We start from the raw sequence: 15,961 nt of genomic DNA on the forward strand, positions 1-15,961 counted from the left end.
CCAATCGCTCCTAGACATGTTGGACGCCAGAGCGTGCCTCCCACAAGCGGCGGAAGCCCGCACCTCCTGAACACCCCCAGCGGCCATGACGCGTTCCAGCCACGGACCGGTCCCCAATGCCACGGAACGCGAAGAGCCGCTGCTCCGCATCGGTGAGCTGCAGCAGGCGGACCGGCGGGCGATCGAGGCCTGCGCGGCGATCGATGCCCGTGGCTGGCAGCAGCACAGCTGCCTGCCGCTGCAGCAGCTCGGCGAGAGCCTGGTGGTGGCGGTGCCGGCCAATTGGGAGGCCCAGCAGCGCAACGCCCTGGCAACGGCCGTCGCTAAAGGCGGGCTTCAGATCGAGTTCCGCTTCGCTCTGAAGCAGGAGATCGATACCGTGCTGGCCGAGCGGATGGCGCAACGCCAGCTTGAACGGGCGCCCAGGCCGGCCAACCCGGGCCTCCCCCCCGCACCGGCCGCTGCCGTGAGCCGGTTTTCGCTGCTCGATGACCTCAGCCTCGAGGATCAGCAGACCGAGGTGCCGGACGACCAAGACCGGGACGCCACGCTGGATCTGGAGGCCAACCTCTCGGCCCCACAGTCCTCACCGGTGATCAGCCTGGTGAACCGGATCCTGATCCAGGCCCTCGACACCGACTCCAGCGACATCCATGTAGAGCCACAGGAAGATGGGTTGCAGATCCGCTTTCGACAGGACGGGGTGCTCCACCCCCTGGAACAACTGCCGAAACGGCTGATCCCAGCGATCACCTCCCGGCTGAAGATCATGGCCGAGCTGGATATCGCCGAGCGCCGCATGCCCCAGGACGGGCGCATCCGCCGGATGTACAAGGGCCGCCGCATCGAGCTGCGGGTCAGCACCTTGCCGGGCCGCTGGGGAGAAAAGGTGGTGCTGCGGCTGCTCGACAGCAGCAGCACCCAGCTCAGCCTCGATGCCTTGATTACCGAACCCGCTGCCCTGGCCCAGGTGCGGGCCCTTGGCTGCAAACCGTTCGGAATGATTCTGGTCACCGGACCGACCGGATCGGGCAAGTCCACCTCCCTTTATGCCCTGCTCTCGGAGCGCAACGAACCGGGCATCAACATCTCGACGGTGGAAGATCCGATCGAATACATGCTCAAGGGAATCACCCAGACCCAGGTGAATCGGGACAAGGGCTATGACTTCAGCACGGCCCTGCGGGCCTTTATGCGCCAGGACCCCGACGTGCTGTTGGTGGGCGAGACCCGCGATGGTGAAACTGCCAAGACGGCGATCGAGGCCGCCCTGACGGGACATCTGGTGCTGACCACCCTGCATTGCAACGATGCGCCGAGTGCGATCGCTCGCCTGCAGGACATGGGCGTGGAGCCGTTCATGGTCAGCGCCTCCCTGCTGGGCATCGTTTCGCAGCGGTTGCTGCGCCGGCTCTGCATGACCTGCCGCAGCCGTTACCACCCCAGCGAAGAAGACCTGGGCCATTTCGGCTTGTTTGCCAGCCAGGAGGAAACGATTACTTTTTATCGGGCCAATCATTCCCCCAATGCCGAACAGTCTGTCTGCCCAACTTGCCAAGGAAGGGGATACAAGGGACGGGTCGGAGTGTATGAGGTGCTACGAATCAATGAGGCCCTGTCTACCGCAATCGCCCAGGGGGCCAGTACGGATGTGATCCGCCGACTTGCCTTGGATTCAGGCATGAAAACCTTGCTCGGTTATGGCCTGGATTTGGTCAGGAGGGGATACACAACCCTGGAAGAAGTTGAACGAATGCTGCTCACGGATACCGAACTGGAATCCGAGCGCCGTTTGCGCGCTCTCACCACCTTGACCTGCCAGGGCTGCGGAGCTGGCCTCAGGAGTGAGTGGCTGGAATGCCCCTACTGCCTCGCGCCAAGGGCCTGATCTTGTGCCAAGTGCCTGACCAGTGGCTCGGCTGCAGTATTGGACTGGCGGGGAGATCAGGAGATCCATTGGATTCAGCTCTAGATCCTGAGCGATTCTTTCGTTAAAACAAGCCAATGGAGCTGCAGATTCAAGACTTGATGGGGCAGCTGATCCAGGAGAAAGGCAGCGATCTCCATCTCAGTGCTGGCCAGCCCCCCTTCGGCCGCTTCAATGGGGAACTGCGGGTCATGCAGGCCGCCAGGCTCTCAGAGGACGACTGCAATCGCATGATCTTCTCGATTCTCAACGATGGGCAACGCCAGCACCTAGAGCAGACCTGGGAGCTCGATTGCGCCTATGGCCTTCGTGATATCGCCAGATTTCGCGTCAATGTCTATAGCCAGAATGGGTCCTACGCTGCTTGCCTTCGTGCTCTGAGCAGCAAGATCCCGGCTGCTGGGGAGCTGGGACTGCCTGCCGTTGTGATCGAGACAACAAAACGACCTTCCGGGCTTGTGCTGGTCACAGGGCCGACCGGCTCCGGCAAGAGCACCACCCTGGCTTCGCTGCTTGATGAGATCAATCACACGAGTTCTAAGCATATTCTGACGATTGAAGATCCGATTGAGTTCGTCTATCAGAGTGATCGCAGCTTGATTCATCAGCGCCAGCTCAACGAAGACACCAAGAGCTTCAGCAATGCCCTCAGAGCAGCGTTGCGTGAAGATCCCGACGTGATCCTGGTGGGGGAACTGCGCGACCTCGAAACGATTCAGTTGGCGATCACGGCCGCCGAAACCGGTCATCTCGTTTTCGCCACGCTCCACACCAGCTCCGCCGCCCAGACGGTGGATCGGATGGTCGACGTGTTTCCCTCCAACCAGCAGACCCAGGTACGGGTCCAGCTCAGCGGCAGCCTCGCGGCGATCTTTGCCCAGACCCTCTGCCTGCGCAGCGACCCCAGTGGCCATGCGTTCGGCCGGGTGATGGCCCAGGAAATCATGGTCAACACACCGGCTGTAGCCAACCTGATCCGGGAAGGCAAAACAGCTCAGATCTATTCCCAGCTCCAGACCGGCGGCCAGTTCGGCATGCAGACCCTGGAGAAGGCCCTCGCCGCGTTGGTCGCCGAGGGTGCCATCAGCTTCGATGAGGCCCGCTCCCGATCCACCAGGCCCGACGAGCTCAGCCGCCTGATCAGCAGCCAGCGCTGAGCGGATCGCCATGGCCGCCTTCCTCGCCACCTTCACCACACCCCGAGGAGTCACCAAGCAACTCCGGGTCACGGCGCACGACCTGGTCAGTGCCAAACGGGATCTGCGGCGTCGCGGCATCCTGGCTCGCTCGATTGTTCCGCTCACGGCCAGTTCCTCCGCTTTGGCCGCCAAAGGCAAGCCGGGCCATCGACTCCAGCTCGACCTCGGCAAAGTGTTCGAGGCCAGCCCCAGCGTTCGGGACAAGGCGCTGTTCGCGAACAAGCTCGCGGTGCTGATCGACTCGGGTGTGCCGATCGTGCGCAGCCTGACGCTGATGGCCAATCAGCAGAAGAAGCCCCTGTTTCGGCGATCGCTGGAGGCGATCAGCCAGAACATCAGCCAGGGCGAAAGCCTCAGCAGTGCGATGCGCCAGTGGCCCAAGGTCTTTGATCGGCTCAGTGTGGCGATGATTGAAGCGGGAGAAACGGGTGGTGTCCTCGATGAAACCCTCAAACGATTGTCGATTCTGTTGGAGCAAAATGCCAAACTGCAGAATCAGATCAAGGGAGCCTTGGGGTATCCGGTCGCCGTTCTGGTTATCGCGGTGGCCGTGTTCCTAGGGATGACGATCTTCCTGATCCCCACGTTCGCGACGATCTTCGATCAGCTCGGTGCCGAACTCCCTTGGTTCACCCAGATGATGGTTGGCATCAGTGCGTTGTTGCGCTCACCGTTTTCGATCTATTTGATCGGTGCCCTGATTCTGGCGGCCTGGTTGTTGCGTGGCTTTTACAAAACCCCGACTGGCCGCCGCAGGGTTGACGCTGCATTGCTGAAGCTTCCCCTGTTCGGCGATCTGATTCTGAAAACCTCCACGGCTCAGTTCTGCCGCACGTTCAGTTCCTTGAGCAAGGCGGGTGTTCCGATTCTCACGGCCCTTGAAATTGTGCGCGATACGGTCGGCAATGCGATTATTGCTGATGCAATCGCCTTCTCAAGTCAGGAACTCCAGAACGGGATTCCCTTGAGTGAGGCGCTCGCCCGAAAATCCGTCTTTCCAGACATGGCACTGAGCATGCTGGAAGTGGGAGAAGAAACCGGTGAAATGGACAAGATGCTCTCCAAGGTTGCCGATTTCTACGAAGATGAGGTTGCATCCACGGCAAAAGCGCTCACGGCCCTGCTGGAGCCAGCCATGATCGTGATTGTGGGCGTCATCGTGGCGGCCATTCTGCTGGCCATGTACATGCCGATGTTCTCGGTTTTCGACAAGATCAGGTAGGCGTTTCCCGGGTTGGCAACTTTCCTGTAGGCACCGCTGCCACCGCCTCAGTTGCAGCCGCTGCCGCAATCGCCTGGCCGGCCAGCCAGCCTGAGGTCCAGCAATGCTGAAAATTGAACCCACCGGTCACGCCGTCGATATCGAGCAGTTCCCCGGCGAAGAACAGCCCAGGTTGCAGGCGGCTCTCCATCGTGGCCATCGTCACCTCCCCCAGGTTCACTCCACCGGCGGTGACGAATTCCTCGCCGAAGGGGCCGCGGCCGCTCACCGCATAACAGCTGGCGCGCAGGGCCGTGATCAGGCGCCGTTGCTCGCTGCGGCCCAGGTCAGCCCAGCGCTTCTGCCCGCTCACGTCGTTGGCTTCCAGCAGATGGATCCAAAGCCGCCGGCTCAGTTCCGGCCACGGGCGCCAGTTGCACAGCAGCCGCTTGGCTTGCTCGATCCGGGCCGAGCTGAAGGCCGCCTCCAGCTCGGCGGCGGGCCTGCCGCCGCTCCAGTCGACCCGCAGCTGGGCGTGGTAGTTCTGCTCTTTGAGGGCACGGGCGGCGAAGGCGGTCAGCCGCAGGGTGGCCGGGCCGCTCAAGCCCCAGTGGGTGATCAGGGCCGTTCCCTGCTGCTCGAAGCGCTGGCCTGGCAGTAGCAGTTCCAGACCCACCGGGTCCATGACAACGCCGCTGAGCTCAGCTAGGGGGTTGGCGTCCAGCGCCAGGGTGAACAGCGAAGGCACCGGAGCCACCACCCCATGGCCCAGCTGGGTTGCCAGTGCCCGCCCGCTGGGGTGCCCGCCGGTGGCCAGCAGCAAGCGGCGGCTGCGCAGCTGGGCTTGTTGGCCGCGCTCCTGGCTGTGGGCCGGCAAGCGCAATTGCAACTCAAATCCCCCCTGCTCCAGGGGCTGGGCGCCCCGCAGGGCCGCGCCGCGCCAGACGCTGACCCCGGCGGCGGCGGCCGTCGCTTCCAGCAACGCGACCACGGAGCTGGAACGGTTGCTGCGCGGGAACAGGCGCCCATCGGGCTCTTCCACCAGCTCCAGGCCGCGGCTGGCAAACCAGGCCAGGGTGTCGCCGGCGGCAAAGCGACTGAAGGTTCCGCGCAGGGCCTTGCTGCCCCGGGGGTAATGGCCCACCAGCGCTCGCGGATCCCAGCAGCCATGGGTGACGTTGCAGCGGCCACCACCACTGATCAGGACCTTGCCGAGTGGCTGCAGGGTGGCTTCAAGCAGCAAGACTCCTTTGAGCCCCCTCTCCGCTGCTGTGATGGCAGCCATGTAGCCGGCCGGACCACCGCCGGCCACCACCAGGGACTGATCAAAAGGCAGCATGGGTGGATGGGAGAGGGGCACGGTCAGCCGACGGCGACAGCCGCGTATCGCTTCAGTGTGGCGCCGATGATGGACTGCACCGATCGCCACTTCCGGGTGTTGATGCGGCAGATCACTCGCCACAGCCTTCTCTACACCGAGATGGTGGTGGCGCAGGCCCTGCACCACGGCCGTCGCGACAGCCTGCTGGATTTCGACCCCTGCGAAAAGCCCCTCGCCCTCCAGGTTGGCGGTGACGATCCCCGCCTGCTCGCCGAAGCGGCCCAACTGGCAGCGGCCTGGGGGTATGACGAGATCAACCTGAACGTGGGCTGCCCAAGCGAGCGGGTGCAGAAGGGGCGCTTCGGCGCCTGCCTGATGGCTGAGCCTGCCCATCTGGCCCGCTGCGTCGAGGCGATGGCCCAGGGGCCCCTGCCGGTGACGGTGAAACACCGGATCGGCATCGACGACCAGGATTCCTACGCCGAACTCCTGGCCTTCGTGGACACCCTGGCTGCCGCCGGCGTCGCCCGCTTCAGCGTCCATGCCCGCAAGGCCTGGCTCTCGGGCCTTGATCCCAAGCAGAACCGCACGATTCCGCCGTTGCGTTACGACCTGGTGCACCGGCTTAAGCGCGAACGACCGGAGCTTCTCTTTGAGCTCAATGGCGGTCTGCTGGAGTTGGCCGACTGTCAGGCCCAGCTGCCGCATGTGGATGGGGTGATGGTGGGTCGTGCCGCCTATGACCACCCGCTGCGCTGGGGGAGCGTGGATCGGGAACTGTTCGGGGTGGCTGACCACCAGGCCGCGTTGGCCTCGGCGGTGCTGCGCGGCCTGATTCCCTACGTCAGCCGTTGGTGTGAGGGCGGCGGCCGGCTCTGGCCGATCGCCCGTCACCTGGTGCACTTGGTGGAAGGTGTGGCTGGTGCCCGCCACTGGCGGCGTCAGCTGGGGGAGGCCGCTGGTGTGCGAACGGCCGGGCCCGAAGTGCTGGAGCAGGCCGCTGTGACGCTGGAGCAAGCAGGCCTCTAAGGCGGTTCGCCACCGGCCTTCACGGCTTGCTCAGAGGGGGCGACTGCGGTCTTCCCAGCCCACGCTGCCGCGCTGGTAGCGCGGACGGGGGCCTCCATCCACCGGCTCAGGGCGCGGCGCGGCTCCCCGGGGCTCCGCCTTGTTGATGCGCAGGGGACGACCCATCAGCTCTGCGGCCTGCAGGGCCTCAATGGCCCGGTTTTCGCTGGCCGGCTCCGCCATCTCGACAAAGGCGAAACCGCGCTTGCGGCCGGTTTCCCGCTCTACAGGCAGGTTGCAGCTGGCAATGGCGCCAAAAGGAGCAAACAGTTCGGCTACATCACTCTGCTCTGCATGAAAGGGAAGATTACCTACGAAAATACTCACGACAGGAAGGGATTGAATAGATCAGCAGTTGATGCAAAATGCTGCTGCGAAGCGAAATAAAGCTGACTCAAAAATATGAATTCCTCAATCAAATTCATTATCCAGATTCATCGTCTGATGATTTTAAGGCCGATCTGCAAAGCCAGCAGGTTCTGGATCAAAGATTTAAGAATCAATCCCTGATCGGTGGTTGCTCGCCAGTGGTCCCGGGGCCGAGCCGCACGCGGGCGAGGCGAACCTGCTCCTTCACCTGGGCAAATCCGGTGCCCCCTTCGCTGCGACGGGCCGCCACCACCTGGCGCGGGGCGATGGCGGCGTAGAGGTCGGCGGCAAAGGCCGGATGCAGCAGCTGCCAGCGCTCCAGGGGCAGGTCGCGCAGCAGCACCCCTTCGCCCAGGCAGGTTTTCACCACACCGCCGACCAGCTGGTAGGCCTCCCGGAACGGCACCCCCCGGGCGACGAGATAATCGGCCACATCGGTGGCATTGGAGAAATCGGCCGCCACGGCCTGCTCCAGCCGCTCGGGGCGGAAGCTGATGCCCTCCTCGATCAAAATCGCCATCGCTTCGAGGCAATCTTCGGTGGTGCGGACCACATCGAAGAGGGCTTCCTTGTCTTCCTGGAAATCTTTGTTGTAGGCCAGGGGCAGGCCCTTGATCATCGTCAGCAGGCCCTGGAGATGGCCGAACACCCGCCCGGTCTTGCCGCGCACCAGCTCCGGCACATCCGGGTTCTTCTTCTGCGGCATCAGGCTGCTGCCGGTGGCGCAACGGTCGGTGAGCCGCACGAAGCTGAACTCCTCGCTGGCCCAGAGGATCACCTCTTCAGCCAGGCGGCTGAGGTGCACCAGGATCAGGCTGGCGGCGGCGCTGAATTCGACGGCGAAATCGCGATCGCTGACCGCGTCGAGGCTGTTGGCGTAGAGGCTTTCAAACCCCAGTTCGGCGGCGGTCTGGCGCCGGTCGATCGGGACGGGGGTGCCGGCCAGGGCCGCGGCGCCCAGGGGGCAGATGTTCACCCGCCGGCGCACGTCGGCCAGCCTCTGTCGGTCGCGCTCGGCCATCTCCAGGTAGGCCATCAGGTGGTGGGCCAGGCAGAGAGGCTGGGCCCGCTGCAGATGGGTGTAGCCGGGGATCAAGGTGTCGGTGTGGGCTTCGGCCTGCAGCAGCAGGGCCAGCTGGAAGCGCTCCAGACCTTGATCGATCCCGTCGATCTTCTGGCGCAGCCAGAGGCGCAGATCGGTGCCGACCTGATCATTGCGGCTGCGGCCGGTGTGCAGCTTCTTGCCCAGCGGGCCGAGCAGCTCGATCAGGCGTCGCTCCACCGCGAAGTGGACGTCCTCCGCTTCCAGGCCAGGGTTGAAGCTGCCGGCGGCCGCCTCGGCCCGCACCGCCTCAAGCCCGGCGATCAGGCCGTCGGCCTCAGCGAGGCTGATCACACCGCAACGGCCCAGCATGCGGGCATGGGCGATCGAGCCATCGAGATCCTGGGGAAGCAGGGCGAGATCGAAGCCGATCGAGGCATTGAAGCGCTCGATCGCCGGATGCAGGCCCTGCTCGAAGCGGTCGCTCCAGCCGCTGCTGCTGCCTGTGGTTCCGCTGCCAGTGCTCAGCCCTGCCTCCGCTGAGGAAATCTCCCCTTCCATCCAACTCCGTTGCGGCCCTGGGGCTCAGCTTGACGCATCAGCCGGGCAGGAAGGGAAGCCTCACTTCGTCGCGCACTTTCAGCACCACCATCGAGGCATCGTCATCGAGTTGGTGGCCAGCGCCGACGAAGCGATCCAGGCGGGCGAACAGGCGATCAAGGATGCCCTGGGCAGGCAGACCGGACCGGCTGGCGGATTGCAGGCATTGGATCAGCCGGTCTTCATCGAAGCGCTCCCCGCCCGGGCCGGCGGCTTCACTGACCCCATCGGTGTAATAGAGGATGACATCTCCGGGTTCGAGCACCACCTGCTGGCAGCCATAGTCCGCTTCGAGCTGCAGGCCGATCAGCAGGCCGGGGGCATCGAGCCGCTCGACCCGGTAGCCCTCGCGACGACAGATCAGTGGTGGATTGTGGGCCGCGTTGGCATAGCGCAGCACCCGGGTGAGTGGATCGAAATCGGAATAGAACAGCGTCACGAACCGATGCGAATGGGCCAGGTCTTCCTGGGCCAGCGCGTTGAGGTCGTGGAGGATGCGATCGGGCGGCAGACCGCTGAGCACCTCGGCCCGCAGCATGCCGCGCAACAGGGTCATCAGCAGGCCGGCCGGCACACCCTTGCCCATCACATCGCCCATCACCAGGGCCCAGGGCGAGGTTTCCCGCTGACGGCCGAAATGCTGGGGGTGGGTCGGGATGAAGTCGTAGTAGTCACCGCCCACCTGGAAGGCCGGCCGGCAATGGGCTGCCAGCTCGATCCCCTCGATCACCGGGCAATCGTTGGGCAGGAGCTGGGCCTGGATTTCCGCGCCCGTACTCAGCTGGCGATCGAGCCGTTCATGGCGGCGGCTGTCCTCCTGCAGCCATTCACTCTCGATGGCCACAGCGGTGAGGTCGGCCACCAGCTGGATGTGACGGCGATGGCTGTCGCTCCAGCTCAGGCCCTGGCTGGAGCCGAACACGTACAGCCGTCCCCACGGGTGGTTGCGGGCCACGACCGAGGTGCCGAACACCTGGGTCTCACCCAGCAACATGCCGACGTCCCGATCGAGCCGCAGGGCCACGGCTTCCTCTGCCGCTCCTTCCACTGGGGGTTGATTCGCCGGGGAGTGATGGGCCCTTGGCTGATCGGCCAGGCTGATCAGCTGTCGCAGCAGGTCGTGGCTGCGCTCCGGCGGCGAGGCCTGGAACTGCTCCTTCCAGAGGCGCCCATCGGCATGGAACGGCACCAGCAGGCTGCCCTCGGCTCCCACCAAGCGAGCGCTCACCAGTGGCACCAGCTCCAGAAACCGATTCAGATTGGTGAAACTGCGCAAGGCAAAGCCAAGCGAGGCAAGGAGTTCCTGGTTGCGGCTTTGTTCCCGGCTGAGGCTCTCGAGCAGCTGGCGCATCGAGGCCGTTGCCGTGAGCGAGGGATGCGGCCGAGGCGGCGGGGGTGGCACCCGTGGCGACGGCGCTCGGCTCAACGGGGCTCACCCCTTGGGTCGCGCAGGTTAGCAAGGTTTATTTGGGGCCCTGAGGCTGCTGCGTTCACCTGGTGGCTCAGGTCGCCAGCAGCGCTTCAACGAATTCGAAGCTGTTGAACGGCCGCAGATCACCAATGCCTTCGCCGGCGCCAACAAAGCGGATCGGCAGACCGGCTTCCGAGGCCACCGCCAGGGCCACGCCGCCGCGGGCGCTGCCGTCGAGCTTGGTGAGCACCACGCCGGTGAGGCCGGCGGCGCTCGCGAAGGCCATCGCCTGGCGCAAGCCATTCTGACCCTGGCTGGCATCAAGCACCAACAGCGATTCCACCGCCGCCGAAGGCGCCAGCCGGTCGATGATGCGCCGCACCTTGGCCAGTTCTTCCATCAAGTTGTGCTTGGTCTGCAGCCGGCCGGCCGTGTCGACAAGCACCAGTTCGGTGCCCTTGGCCTGGGCGGCCCCGATCGCATCGAACACCACGGCGGCGGGATCGGCGTTGGCGCTGGGGTTGGCGATCACCGGCACGCCGCTGCGCTCTCCCCAGACCGTGACCTGCTGCACCGCGGCCGCGCGGAAAGTGTCGGCGGCGGCGATCAGACAGCTGTAACCGCTGCGCACCGCCAGGTTGGCCAGCTTGCCCAGGGTGGTGGTCTTGCCGACCCCGTTCACGCCCACCAAAAGCCAGACATTGAGCTGATCCCGCTGGGGGGCCAGCAGGCTCTGGCCACTGGCGGTGATCGGTTGCTCCAGCAGGCCGCGCAGCTGCTCCTTGAGGAAACGGAAGCCCTCGGCAGGATCAACCACCTCGATGTTGAGCCGCTGGCGCAGGGCCTCCAGCACCTGATCGGTGGCCTGCACCCCGACATCGGCCCGCAGCAGGAGGGTTTCCAGATCGTCGAGAACCTCGGGCGTGAGTGGGTCATCGCCGAGGGTGTCGAGCAACTGGGAGACAAAGCCCTGGCGGGATTTCTCCAGCCCACGGCGGAGCCGGCTCAGCCAGTCGATCTCCTCAAGCGACACCTGATCGACGCGGCGCCCCTGGGCGGCCAGCACCTCGGCCGACCAGCTGAACTCGGCATCGAAGCTGCCCAGCTGGAGTTGGGGGGCTTCCGCTCCGGTGGTGGCGGCTGGCCTGGCGCTGGGAACAGCAGTGCTGGATTGGGAGGCCCCGGGTTCAATCGGGTCTGGCAGGAGTTCTGGGGCCTGCAGCTCGGACTGGCGTTGCTGACGCGCCGCCGCCGCCTGCTCCAGGAGCGACAGACCGGTCGCAGGTTTCTGGTCTGGCTCGGCGCTGGCGGGCTGGGTGGATTGGGGAGGCTGCTGCGGGGGAAGAGCGCCCGTGCGTTCTGGGGCCAGCTCAGCGGCTGGAGGGGTTGGGCTGGGTTCCTGCTTGGCCTGTTGCTCGGCCTTGAGTCGGGCGTAGGCCTGGCGCGCCCAGTCGAGGGCGTCCTGATCAACTCCCCCAGCCGCCAGCTCTGGCTCTAGCGGCGCCGGCGCGGCCAGCGGGGCGGCCTGGGAGGGTGCCTCCACGGCTGTCTGGCTGGCCTGCTTGGCTATCTGACTTGGCTCGGGGCTGGCCGGCTCAGCCTGATCGGCAGGACTTGCAGGCTCCGCAGCTGGGGCAGCTCTTCGTTTGAACCAGTCGAAGACCATGGCTTGCTCAGGAGCGCGGAGTTCAGGCGGCCGTGGTGATCAGACGCCGCAGGACGCCATTGATCATCCGCCGGCCCTGGTCGTCGCTGTAGCGGTTGGCCAGCTCCACCGCTTCATTGCAGGCCACCGCCGCTGGCGTGCCAAAGCTGTAGAGGTCGACAGCAGCCAGGCGCAGGATGTCGCGGTCGATGCGGGGCAGCCGGGTCAGGCGCCAGCCCTCCATCACGCCATCGAGGCGCTGATCGAGATCGTCGCGTCGTTCCAGCACGGCCCGGGCCCGATCGAGGGCTCCGCGACGGATCTCCTCCTGATCGGCGAGCATCAGCAGGCGAGGCAGTTCCAGGCTCGCCGAGAGGCGGTTGAGGGCTTGCTCGGCATGGGCCAGACCGTTGCGCAGGTGTTCGCGTACCCGGGGGATCTGGGCTTCGCCATCGATCAGTTCGCTGTCGAGCAGTTGCTGCTGGGCGTTCTGCAACTCCAGTTCCGAGCTGTCGAGCGTTTCACGCACGTGCTGATTGAGGCTGGCCAGGGCCTGACGCAGCAGGTGGTCGAGGGGAAGATCGGCCGGCGGCAGGCGGTCGCTGATCTGGCCGAGCATCAGCAGGGCCAGTTCTCGGGAGACGGATCGACTCTGCATCAAGAGGTTAGGGAAGGGCTTGAGCGGACTCAGGCCTTGGTCGGGGGGGTGGAGGAGAAGACAGGGGCGCGCAACTGGGCCAGAAGGCTGGAAAAACTGCGGCTGGCCTTGCCGGCGCGATCATCATCGGGGCTGACGATCCCCGCCGAGATGATGGTGCGGAAAGCTTCTTCAACCGAGAGGTCGATGTCGCGCACGGAAGGTTCGGGCACCACCGCATACCAGCCGGTGGTGGGGTTGGGTGCCGTGGGGATGAACACGCTGAGCATGGGTTCGGGGAATCCGCTCTGCAGGGCTGCGCCCATTACCCCGGTGACAAAGCCGATCGCAAACAGCCCCTCGCGCGGGTATTCCACCAATACAACCCGACGGAAGCGGGTGGAATTGTCCCGAAAGACGGTTTCGAGCAGCTGCTTGAGGGTTTTGTAGACGGAGCCGGCCAGGGGAATGCGCTGCAGGGTTCCCTCGCCGAAATCAAGCAGCCAGCGCCCAACAATGTTCCGCGCCATCAGACCGATCAGCAGGATGGCCAGCAGCGGCACCGACAGGCCAACTCCCAGGTTGATCAGGTCCTGGAGGAGCGGATTGAGGGTGTTGAACGGGTTGAACTGTTTCGGAATCGTGGTCAGAAAGGCCAGCACGAAACGGCTGAGCGTGGTCGCCAGCCAGATCGTGGTCGCCAAGGGGATGACCACCAGAAGCCCGGCGATCAGATCGTTCTTGAGGTCCTGCCGCAAGCGCCCTGCCAGGAGTTGATCAGATCTCGGACTCGATTCAACCAACGGTGGAGTCCGGCAGACCGGCGTTCAGAAAACTGGCACCAACTTAGCCAGCCATCGACTGGAGTGTTCCTTACAGGACAGCGGCCAGGGCCACCAGGGTGAAGGCGATGGTCAGGGCGATCGCGGCTGCCGTGCCTCCGTAGAGACGCTGGTTCACGGCAATGCCGCTGGCCCGTTCCTCCTGTTGGAGTTGCTGCTCCATCTGCTGGAGCTGGCGGTCGATGAAACCGCGCGCCGCCTCAAGTTTCTGCTCGGGGGTGGCTTGGGCTGGAACCTGTCCGGCCTGTTCGGCCTGCTGGACGAGTTGCTGGATCACCTCCGGATTCTCGCTCTGCTGCTTGGCCATCTCGAACTGGCTGCGTCGGGCGGCCAGGGCCTGCTCGTTCTGGGTCGTGAGCTCTCCGTCACCCGTGATCGTCAATGGCACCGCCACGGCGAGGGCGACGGCCAGCACGGCGGCCAGCGCCATCACCAGCCAGCGCAGCGGTGTGCGTGTCTGATCGGGATGGTCGAGGCGGGAGCCGAACAGCATCAATAACAGTCCCACCAAGGCCATGGGCGCCTGGCTGATCAGCCGCTCCAGCACCACCTGAACGAAGGCCGGCTCGTCCCAGTTGCCAAGGGCGGCGACGGCCATCACCTGGAAAAGCAGCAGCACGACCAGAGTGAGGCCGAGCCAACGCAGCAGATAGCCGAGACGTCCGGAGGTTGCAGTGGTCACAACAAAATGAATGGTGTACGGGAACTTTACGGATGAGCTCGGAGCCCCCCCAGCCCCGGCCAGCCAGCAGTGCCCCCGGCGGCGCCACAGAATCGATGGCGGCCCTGGCCTTGGCTCTGAAGCGGGAAGCGGCTGCCCTGGGGTTTGAGCCGGTCGGTATCGCCGCCGTGCCAGGCGGGGAGAGGTTGCAGCTGCGCACCGCCTCGCTGCAACGCTGGCTGGCGGCAGGCCATCAGGCCACGATGACCTGGATGGCCGACCCCAGGCGACAGCGGATCGAGGACCTGCTGTCGGGGGTGACCAGCCTGCTGGCGGTGGGGCTGAATTACCACGTGGCCGTGGAGCGGGCACCAGGCAGCCTGGCGGTGGCGCGCTACGGCTGGGGCCGCGACTATCACCGGCTGATCGATGGCCGCTTGCGTCGGTTGGGCCGCTGGCTGGAGCGTCAGCGGCCGGGGGTGCGCTGGCGTGTCTGCGTCGATAGCGCACCGCTGCTGGACAAGGCCTGGGCCGAGCAGGCTGGTCTGGGCTGGATCGGCAAGAACGGCAACGTGATCCACCGGCGTCGGGGCTCCTGGTTCCTGATCGGCCACCTGCTCACCAACCTGGAGTTACCGGCCGATGCTCCGGCCGAACCCCTCTGCGGCAGCTGCAGCCGCTGCATCGATGCCTGCCCCACCGGCGCCATTGCCGAACCGTTCGTGGTGGATGCCCGCCGCTGCATCGCCTTTCACACGATCGAGAACCGCGATGCGCGCTTGCCGGCGGAGATCAGCGCCGCGATGGGCCCTTGGGTGGCCGGTTGCGACATCTGTCAGGACGTCTGCCCCTGGAACCACCAGCCTTTGATCAGCAGCAGCGATCCCGATCTGCAACCGAAGCCGTGGATGCTCGATCTGAAGGCCGAGGAGGCCCTGGGCTGGAGCGATCAGCACTGGGACAGTCAACTGCGGGCCTCCGCCCTGCGCCGCATCAAGCCCTGGATGTGGCGCCGCAATCTGCTGGCTGGCCGCGGCGGTTTCGGCCCCTAGGCTGAATTCTGAAACGAATGGCAGCCATGGCACCGCGCTGGATGCAAACTCTGGCGGCTGCGCCCCTGGCCCTGAGTCTGGCCATGGCCGGGGTTGTGCTGCCGGCCGCGGCGGCGCGTGCCCTGGTTCCCTACACCTTTTTGCCCAGTTCCAAGGAACTGGAATCTGCTGGTTTAGGCATTGCCCAGGCCGCCTCTCGCCTGTTGCGTCTCGGCCAGGCCGAAGATGCGGCCCGGCTGGCCAGCCTCACGGTCCAGTTGCTGCCGGACGATCCCCGGGGCTGGGTGTTACTGGCCGAGGCGCAGTTGCGCAGCGACAATCCGGCCCTGGCCAGCATTTCCCTGGCCAGGGCCAAGGAGCTCGACCCCCGCAATCCCGGCATCTGGTTCGCCCAGGGCTCGATCGCCTTGCGACAAGGCCAACCGGAGCAGGCAGTCGGCCTCCTGCAACAGGGCCTGAAATTCGATGGAAAGAACGCCGGCGCCTACTTCGATCTGGGCAACGCCCACCTGCTGCTGAGCAATCCCAACGGTGCCCTGGCCGCCTTCGGGCGCGCCTCGGAGCTGCGCAAAGACTTCTGGGAGGCGATCAACAACCAGGGCCTGGTGCTCTACGAGCTGGGCCGGCGTGACCAGGCGATCGAGCGCTGGCGCCGTTGCCTGAAGATCAATGCAACGGCCGCTGAGCCGATGCTGGCCCTGGCCACGGCCCTGCACACCGGCGGCGGTTCCGCCCAAGAGGCCCAGCGGCTGGCCAGCGAAGCCCTGGCGATCGAGCCGAACTACGTGCTCGATGCCTATCAGAAAGAACAGCTTTGGGGGGAGCGTCTGCGCCTCAGCGCCCAGACCCTGCTCAGCCAGCCGGAGCTGAAGAGTGCCGTTGACCGAGCGAACGCCAATGCCACCGGCAGCACCGATTCTGGAGAAGAGGCTGGCGAGGGGGGCTCCCGGAACGAGTAAGCGAGCCCCAGGCCGGCCCAGCCCACC

13 protein-coding genes and 1 pseudogene are annotated in these 15,961 nt (G+C 65.3%); 6 read left to right on the top strand and 8 right to left on the bottom strand.

All coding sequences use genetic code 11. The features are described 5' to 3' along the window. Nucleotides 1–85: 85 nt before the first annotated feature. From ACXMDM_RS04465 to ACXMDM_RS04475, 3 genes are all read left to right on the top strand, one after another. Nucleotides 86–1,888: a GspE/PulE family protein gene (locus tag ACXMDM_RS04465; RefSeq protein WP_120352773.1), complete on the top strand. Its 1,803-nt coding sequence runs from the start codon at nucleotides 86–88 to the stop codon at nucleotides 1,886–1,888. Nucleotides 1,889–2,004: 116 nt separating this feature from the next. After that, nucleotides 2,005–3,084, top strand: a complete 1,080-nt coding sequence (locus ACXMDM_RS04470; RefSeq protein ID WP_071800762.1) for a type IV pilus twitching motility protein PilT — start codon at nucleotides 2,005–2,007, stop codon at nucleotides 3,082–3,084. 10 nt (nucleotides 3,085–3,094) lie between these two features. Beyond that, on the top strand, nucleotides 3,095–4,348 hold the full coding sequence (locus ACXMDM_RS04475; protein ID WP_071800763.1) for a type II secretion system F family protein: 1,254 nt from the start codon (nucleotides 3,095–3,097) through the stop codon (nucleotides 4,346–4,348). On the opposite strand, the gene ACXMDM_RS04480 is transcribed toward ACXMDM_RS04475, so the two are convergent. After that, nucleotides 4,341–5,666, bottom strand: a complete 1,326-nt coding sequence (locus ACXMDM_RS04480) for a BaiN/RdsA family NAD(P)/FAD-dependent oxidoreductase (RefSeq protein ID WP_071800764.1) — start codon at nucleotides 5,664–5,666, stop codon at nucleotides 4,341–4,343. The two genes, ACXMDM_RS04475 and ACXMDM_RS04480, sit on opposite strands and share 8 nt — an antisense overlap. A 6-nt stretch (nucleotides 5,667–5,672) precedes the next feature. On the opposite strand from ACXMDM_RS04480, the gene dusA reads away from it, so the two are divergent. Further along, nucleotides 5,673–6,677, top strand: a complete 1,005-nt coding sequence (gene dusA, locus ACXMDM_RS04485) for a tRNA dihydrouridine(20/20a) synthase DusA (RefSeq protein WP_071800765.1) — start codon at nucleotides 5,673–5,675, stop codon at nucleotides 6,675–6,677. A 90-nt stretch (nucleotides 6,678–6,767) separates the two neighbouring features. On the opposite strand, the pseudogene ACXMDM_RS04490 reads toward dusA, so the two are convergent. The 7 genes and pseudogenes from ACXMDM_RS04490 to ACXMDM_RS04520 all read right to left on the bottom strand — a co-directional run. After that, nucleotides 6,768–7,043 (bottom strand): annotated as a pseudogene (locus tag ACXMDM_RS04490) (RNA recognition motif domain-containing protein); the annotation flags it as partial. A 172-nt stretch (nucleotides 7,044–7,215) separates the two neighbouring features. Continuing rightward, the gene (gene argH, locus ACXMDM_RS04495) at nucleotides 7,216–8,688 is read right to left on the bottom strand and encodes an argininosuccinate lyase (RefSeq protein ID WP_071800766.1); all 1,473 of its coding nucleotides are present in this window, start codon (nucleotides 8,686–8,688) and stop codon (nucleotides 7,216–7,218) included. A gap of 37 nt (nucleotides 8,689–8,725) precedes the next feature. Beyond that, nucleotides 8,726–10,078: a PP2C family protein-serine/threonine phosphatase gene (locus tag ACXMDM_RS04500; protein WP_071800767.1), complete on the bottom strand. Its 1,353-nt coding sequence runs from the start codon at nucleotides 10,076–10,078 to the stop codon at nucleotides 8,726–8,728. A gap of 151 nt (nucleotides 10,079–10,229) precedes the next feature. After that, entirely contained in the window at nucleotides 10,230–11,804 is a 1,575-nt protein-coding gene (gene ftsY / locus ACXMDM_RS04505; RefSeq protein ID WP_071800768.1) for a signal recognition particle-docking protein FtsY, read from the bottom strand. Nucleotides 11,805–11,826: 22 nt separating this feature from the next. Beyond that, the gene (gene nusB, locus ACXMDM_RS04510) at nucleotides 11,827–12,441 is read right to left on the bottom strand and encodes a transcription antitermination factor NusB (protein ID WP_071800769.1); all 615 of its coding nucleotides are present in this window, start codon (nucleotides 12,439–12,441) and stop codon (nucleotides 11,827–11,829) included. A 29-nt stretch (nucleotides 12,442–12,470) separates the two neighbouring features. Beyond that, nucleotides 12,471–13,223, bottom strand: a complete 753-nt coding sequence (locus tag ACXMDM_RS04515) for a DUF502 domain-containing protein (protein ID WP_071800770.1) — start codon at nucleotides 13,221–13,223, stop codon at nucleotides 12,471–12,473. Nucleotides 13,224–13,293: 70 nt separating this feature from the next. Continuing rightward, the gene (locus ACXMDM_RS04520) at nucleotides 13,294–13,944 is read right to left on the bottom strand and encodes an HpsJ family protein (RefSeq protein WP_071800771.1); all 651 of its coding nucleotides are present in this window, start codon (nucleotides 13,942–13,944) and stop codon (nucleotides 13,294–13,296) included. 95 nt (nucleotides 13,945–14,039) lie between these two features. Here ACXMDM_RS04520 and queG point away from each other — a divergent pair, with 95 nt between their 5' ends. Together queG and ACXMDM_RS04530 are read left to right on the top strand one after the other, a co-directional pair. Beyond that, a complete protein-coding gene (gene queG, locus ACXMDM_RS04525) occupies nucleotides 14,040–14,975 on the top strand; it encodes a tRNA epoxyqueuosine(34) reductase QueG (RefSeq protein ID WP_071802088.1) in 936 nt (311 codons plus the stop codon). Nucleotides 14,976–15,001: 26 nt separating this feature from the next. Beyond that, nucleotides 15,002–15,934, top strand: coding sequence for a tetratricopeptide repeat protein (locus ACXMDM_RS04530; RefSeq protein ID WP_071802089.1), 933 nt, complete (start codon nucleotides 15,002–15,004; stop codon nucleotides 15,932–15,934). Nucleotides 15,935–15,961: the final 27 nt, after the last annotated feature.

The sequence above is a fragment of the Synechococcus sp. CS-603 genome (assembly GCF_977929215.1).

Bases quoted from the DNA above. Each gene is read 5' to 3' on its own strand.
- ACXMDM_RS04465 (WP_120352773.1), top strand. From the start codon at position 86: ATGACGCGTTCCAGCCACGGACCGGTCCCCAATGCCACGGAACGCGAA.
- ACXMDM_RS04470 (WP_071800762.1), top strand. From the start codon at position 2,005: ATGGAGCTGCAGATTCAAGACTTGATGGGGCAGCTGATCCAGGAGAAA.
- ACXMDM_RS04475 (WP_071800763.1), top strand. From the start codon at position 3,095: ATGGCCGCCTTCCTCGCCACCTTCACCACACCCCGAGGAGTCACCAAG.
- ACXMDM_RS04480 (WP_071800764.1), bottom strand. From the start codon at position 5,666: ATGCTGCCTTTTGATCAGTCCCTGGTGGTGGCCGGCGGTGGTCCGGCC.
- dusA (WP_071800765.1), top strand. From the start codon at position 5,673: ATGGGAGAGGGGCACGGTCAGCCGACGGCGACAGCCGCGTATCGCTTC.
- argH (WP_071800766.1), bottom strand. From the start codon at position 8,688: ATGGAAGGGGAGATTTCCTCAGCGGAGGCAGGGCTGAGCACTGGCAGC.
- ACXMDM_RS04500 (WP_071800767.1), bottom strand. From the start codon at position 10,078: ATGCGCCAGCTGCTCGAGAGCCTCAGCCGGGAACAAAGCCGCAACCAG.
- ftsY (WP_071800768.1), bottom strand. From the start codon at position 11,804: ATGGTCTTCGACTGGTTCAAACGAAGAGCTGCCCCAGCTGCGGAGCCT.
- nusB (WP_071800769.1), bottom strand. From the start codon at position 12,441: ATGCAGAGTCGATCCGTCTCCCGAGAACTGGCCCTGCTGATGCTCGGC.
- queG (WP_071802088.1), top strand. From the start codon at position 14,040: ATGGCGGCCCTGGCCTTGGCTCTGAAGCGGGAAGCGGCTGCCCTGGGG.
- ACXMDM_RS04530 (WP_071802089.1), top strand. From the start codon at position 15,002: ATGGCACCGCGCTGGATGCAAACTCTGGCGGCTGCGCCCCTGGCCCTG.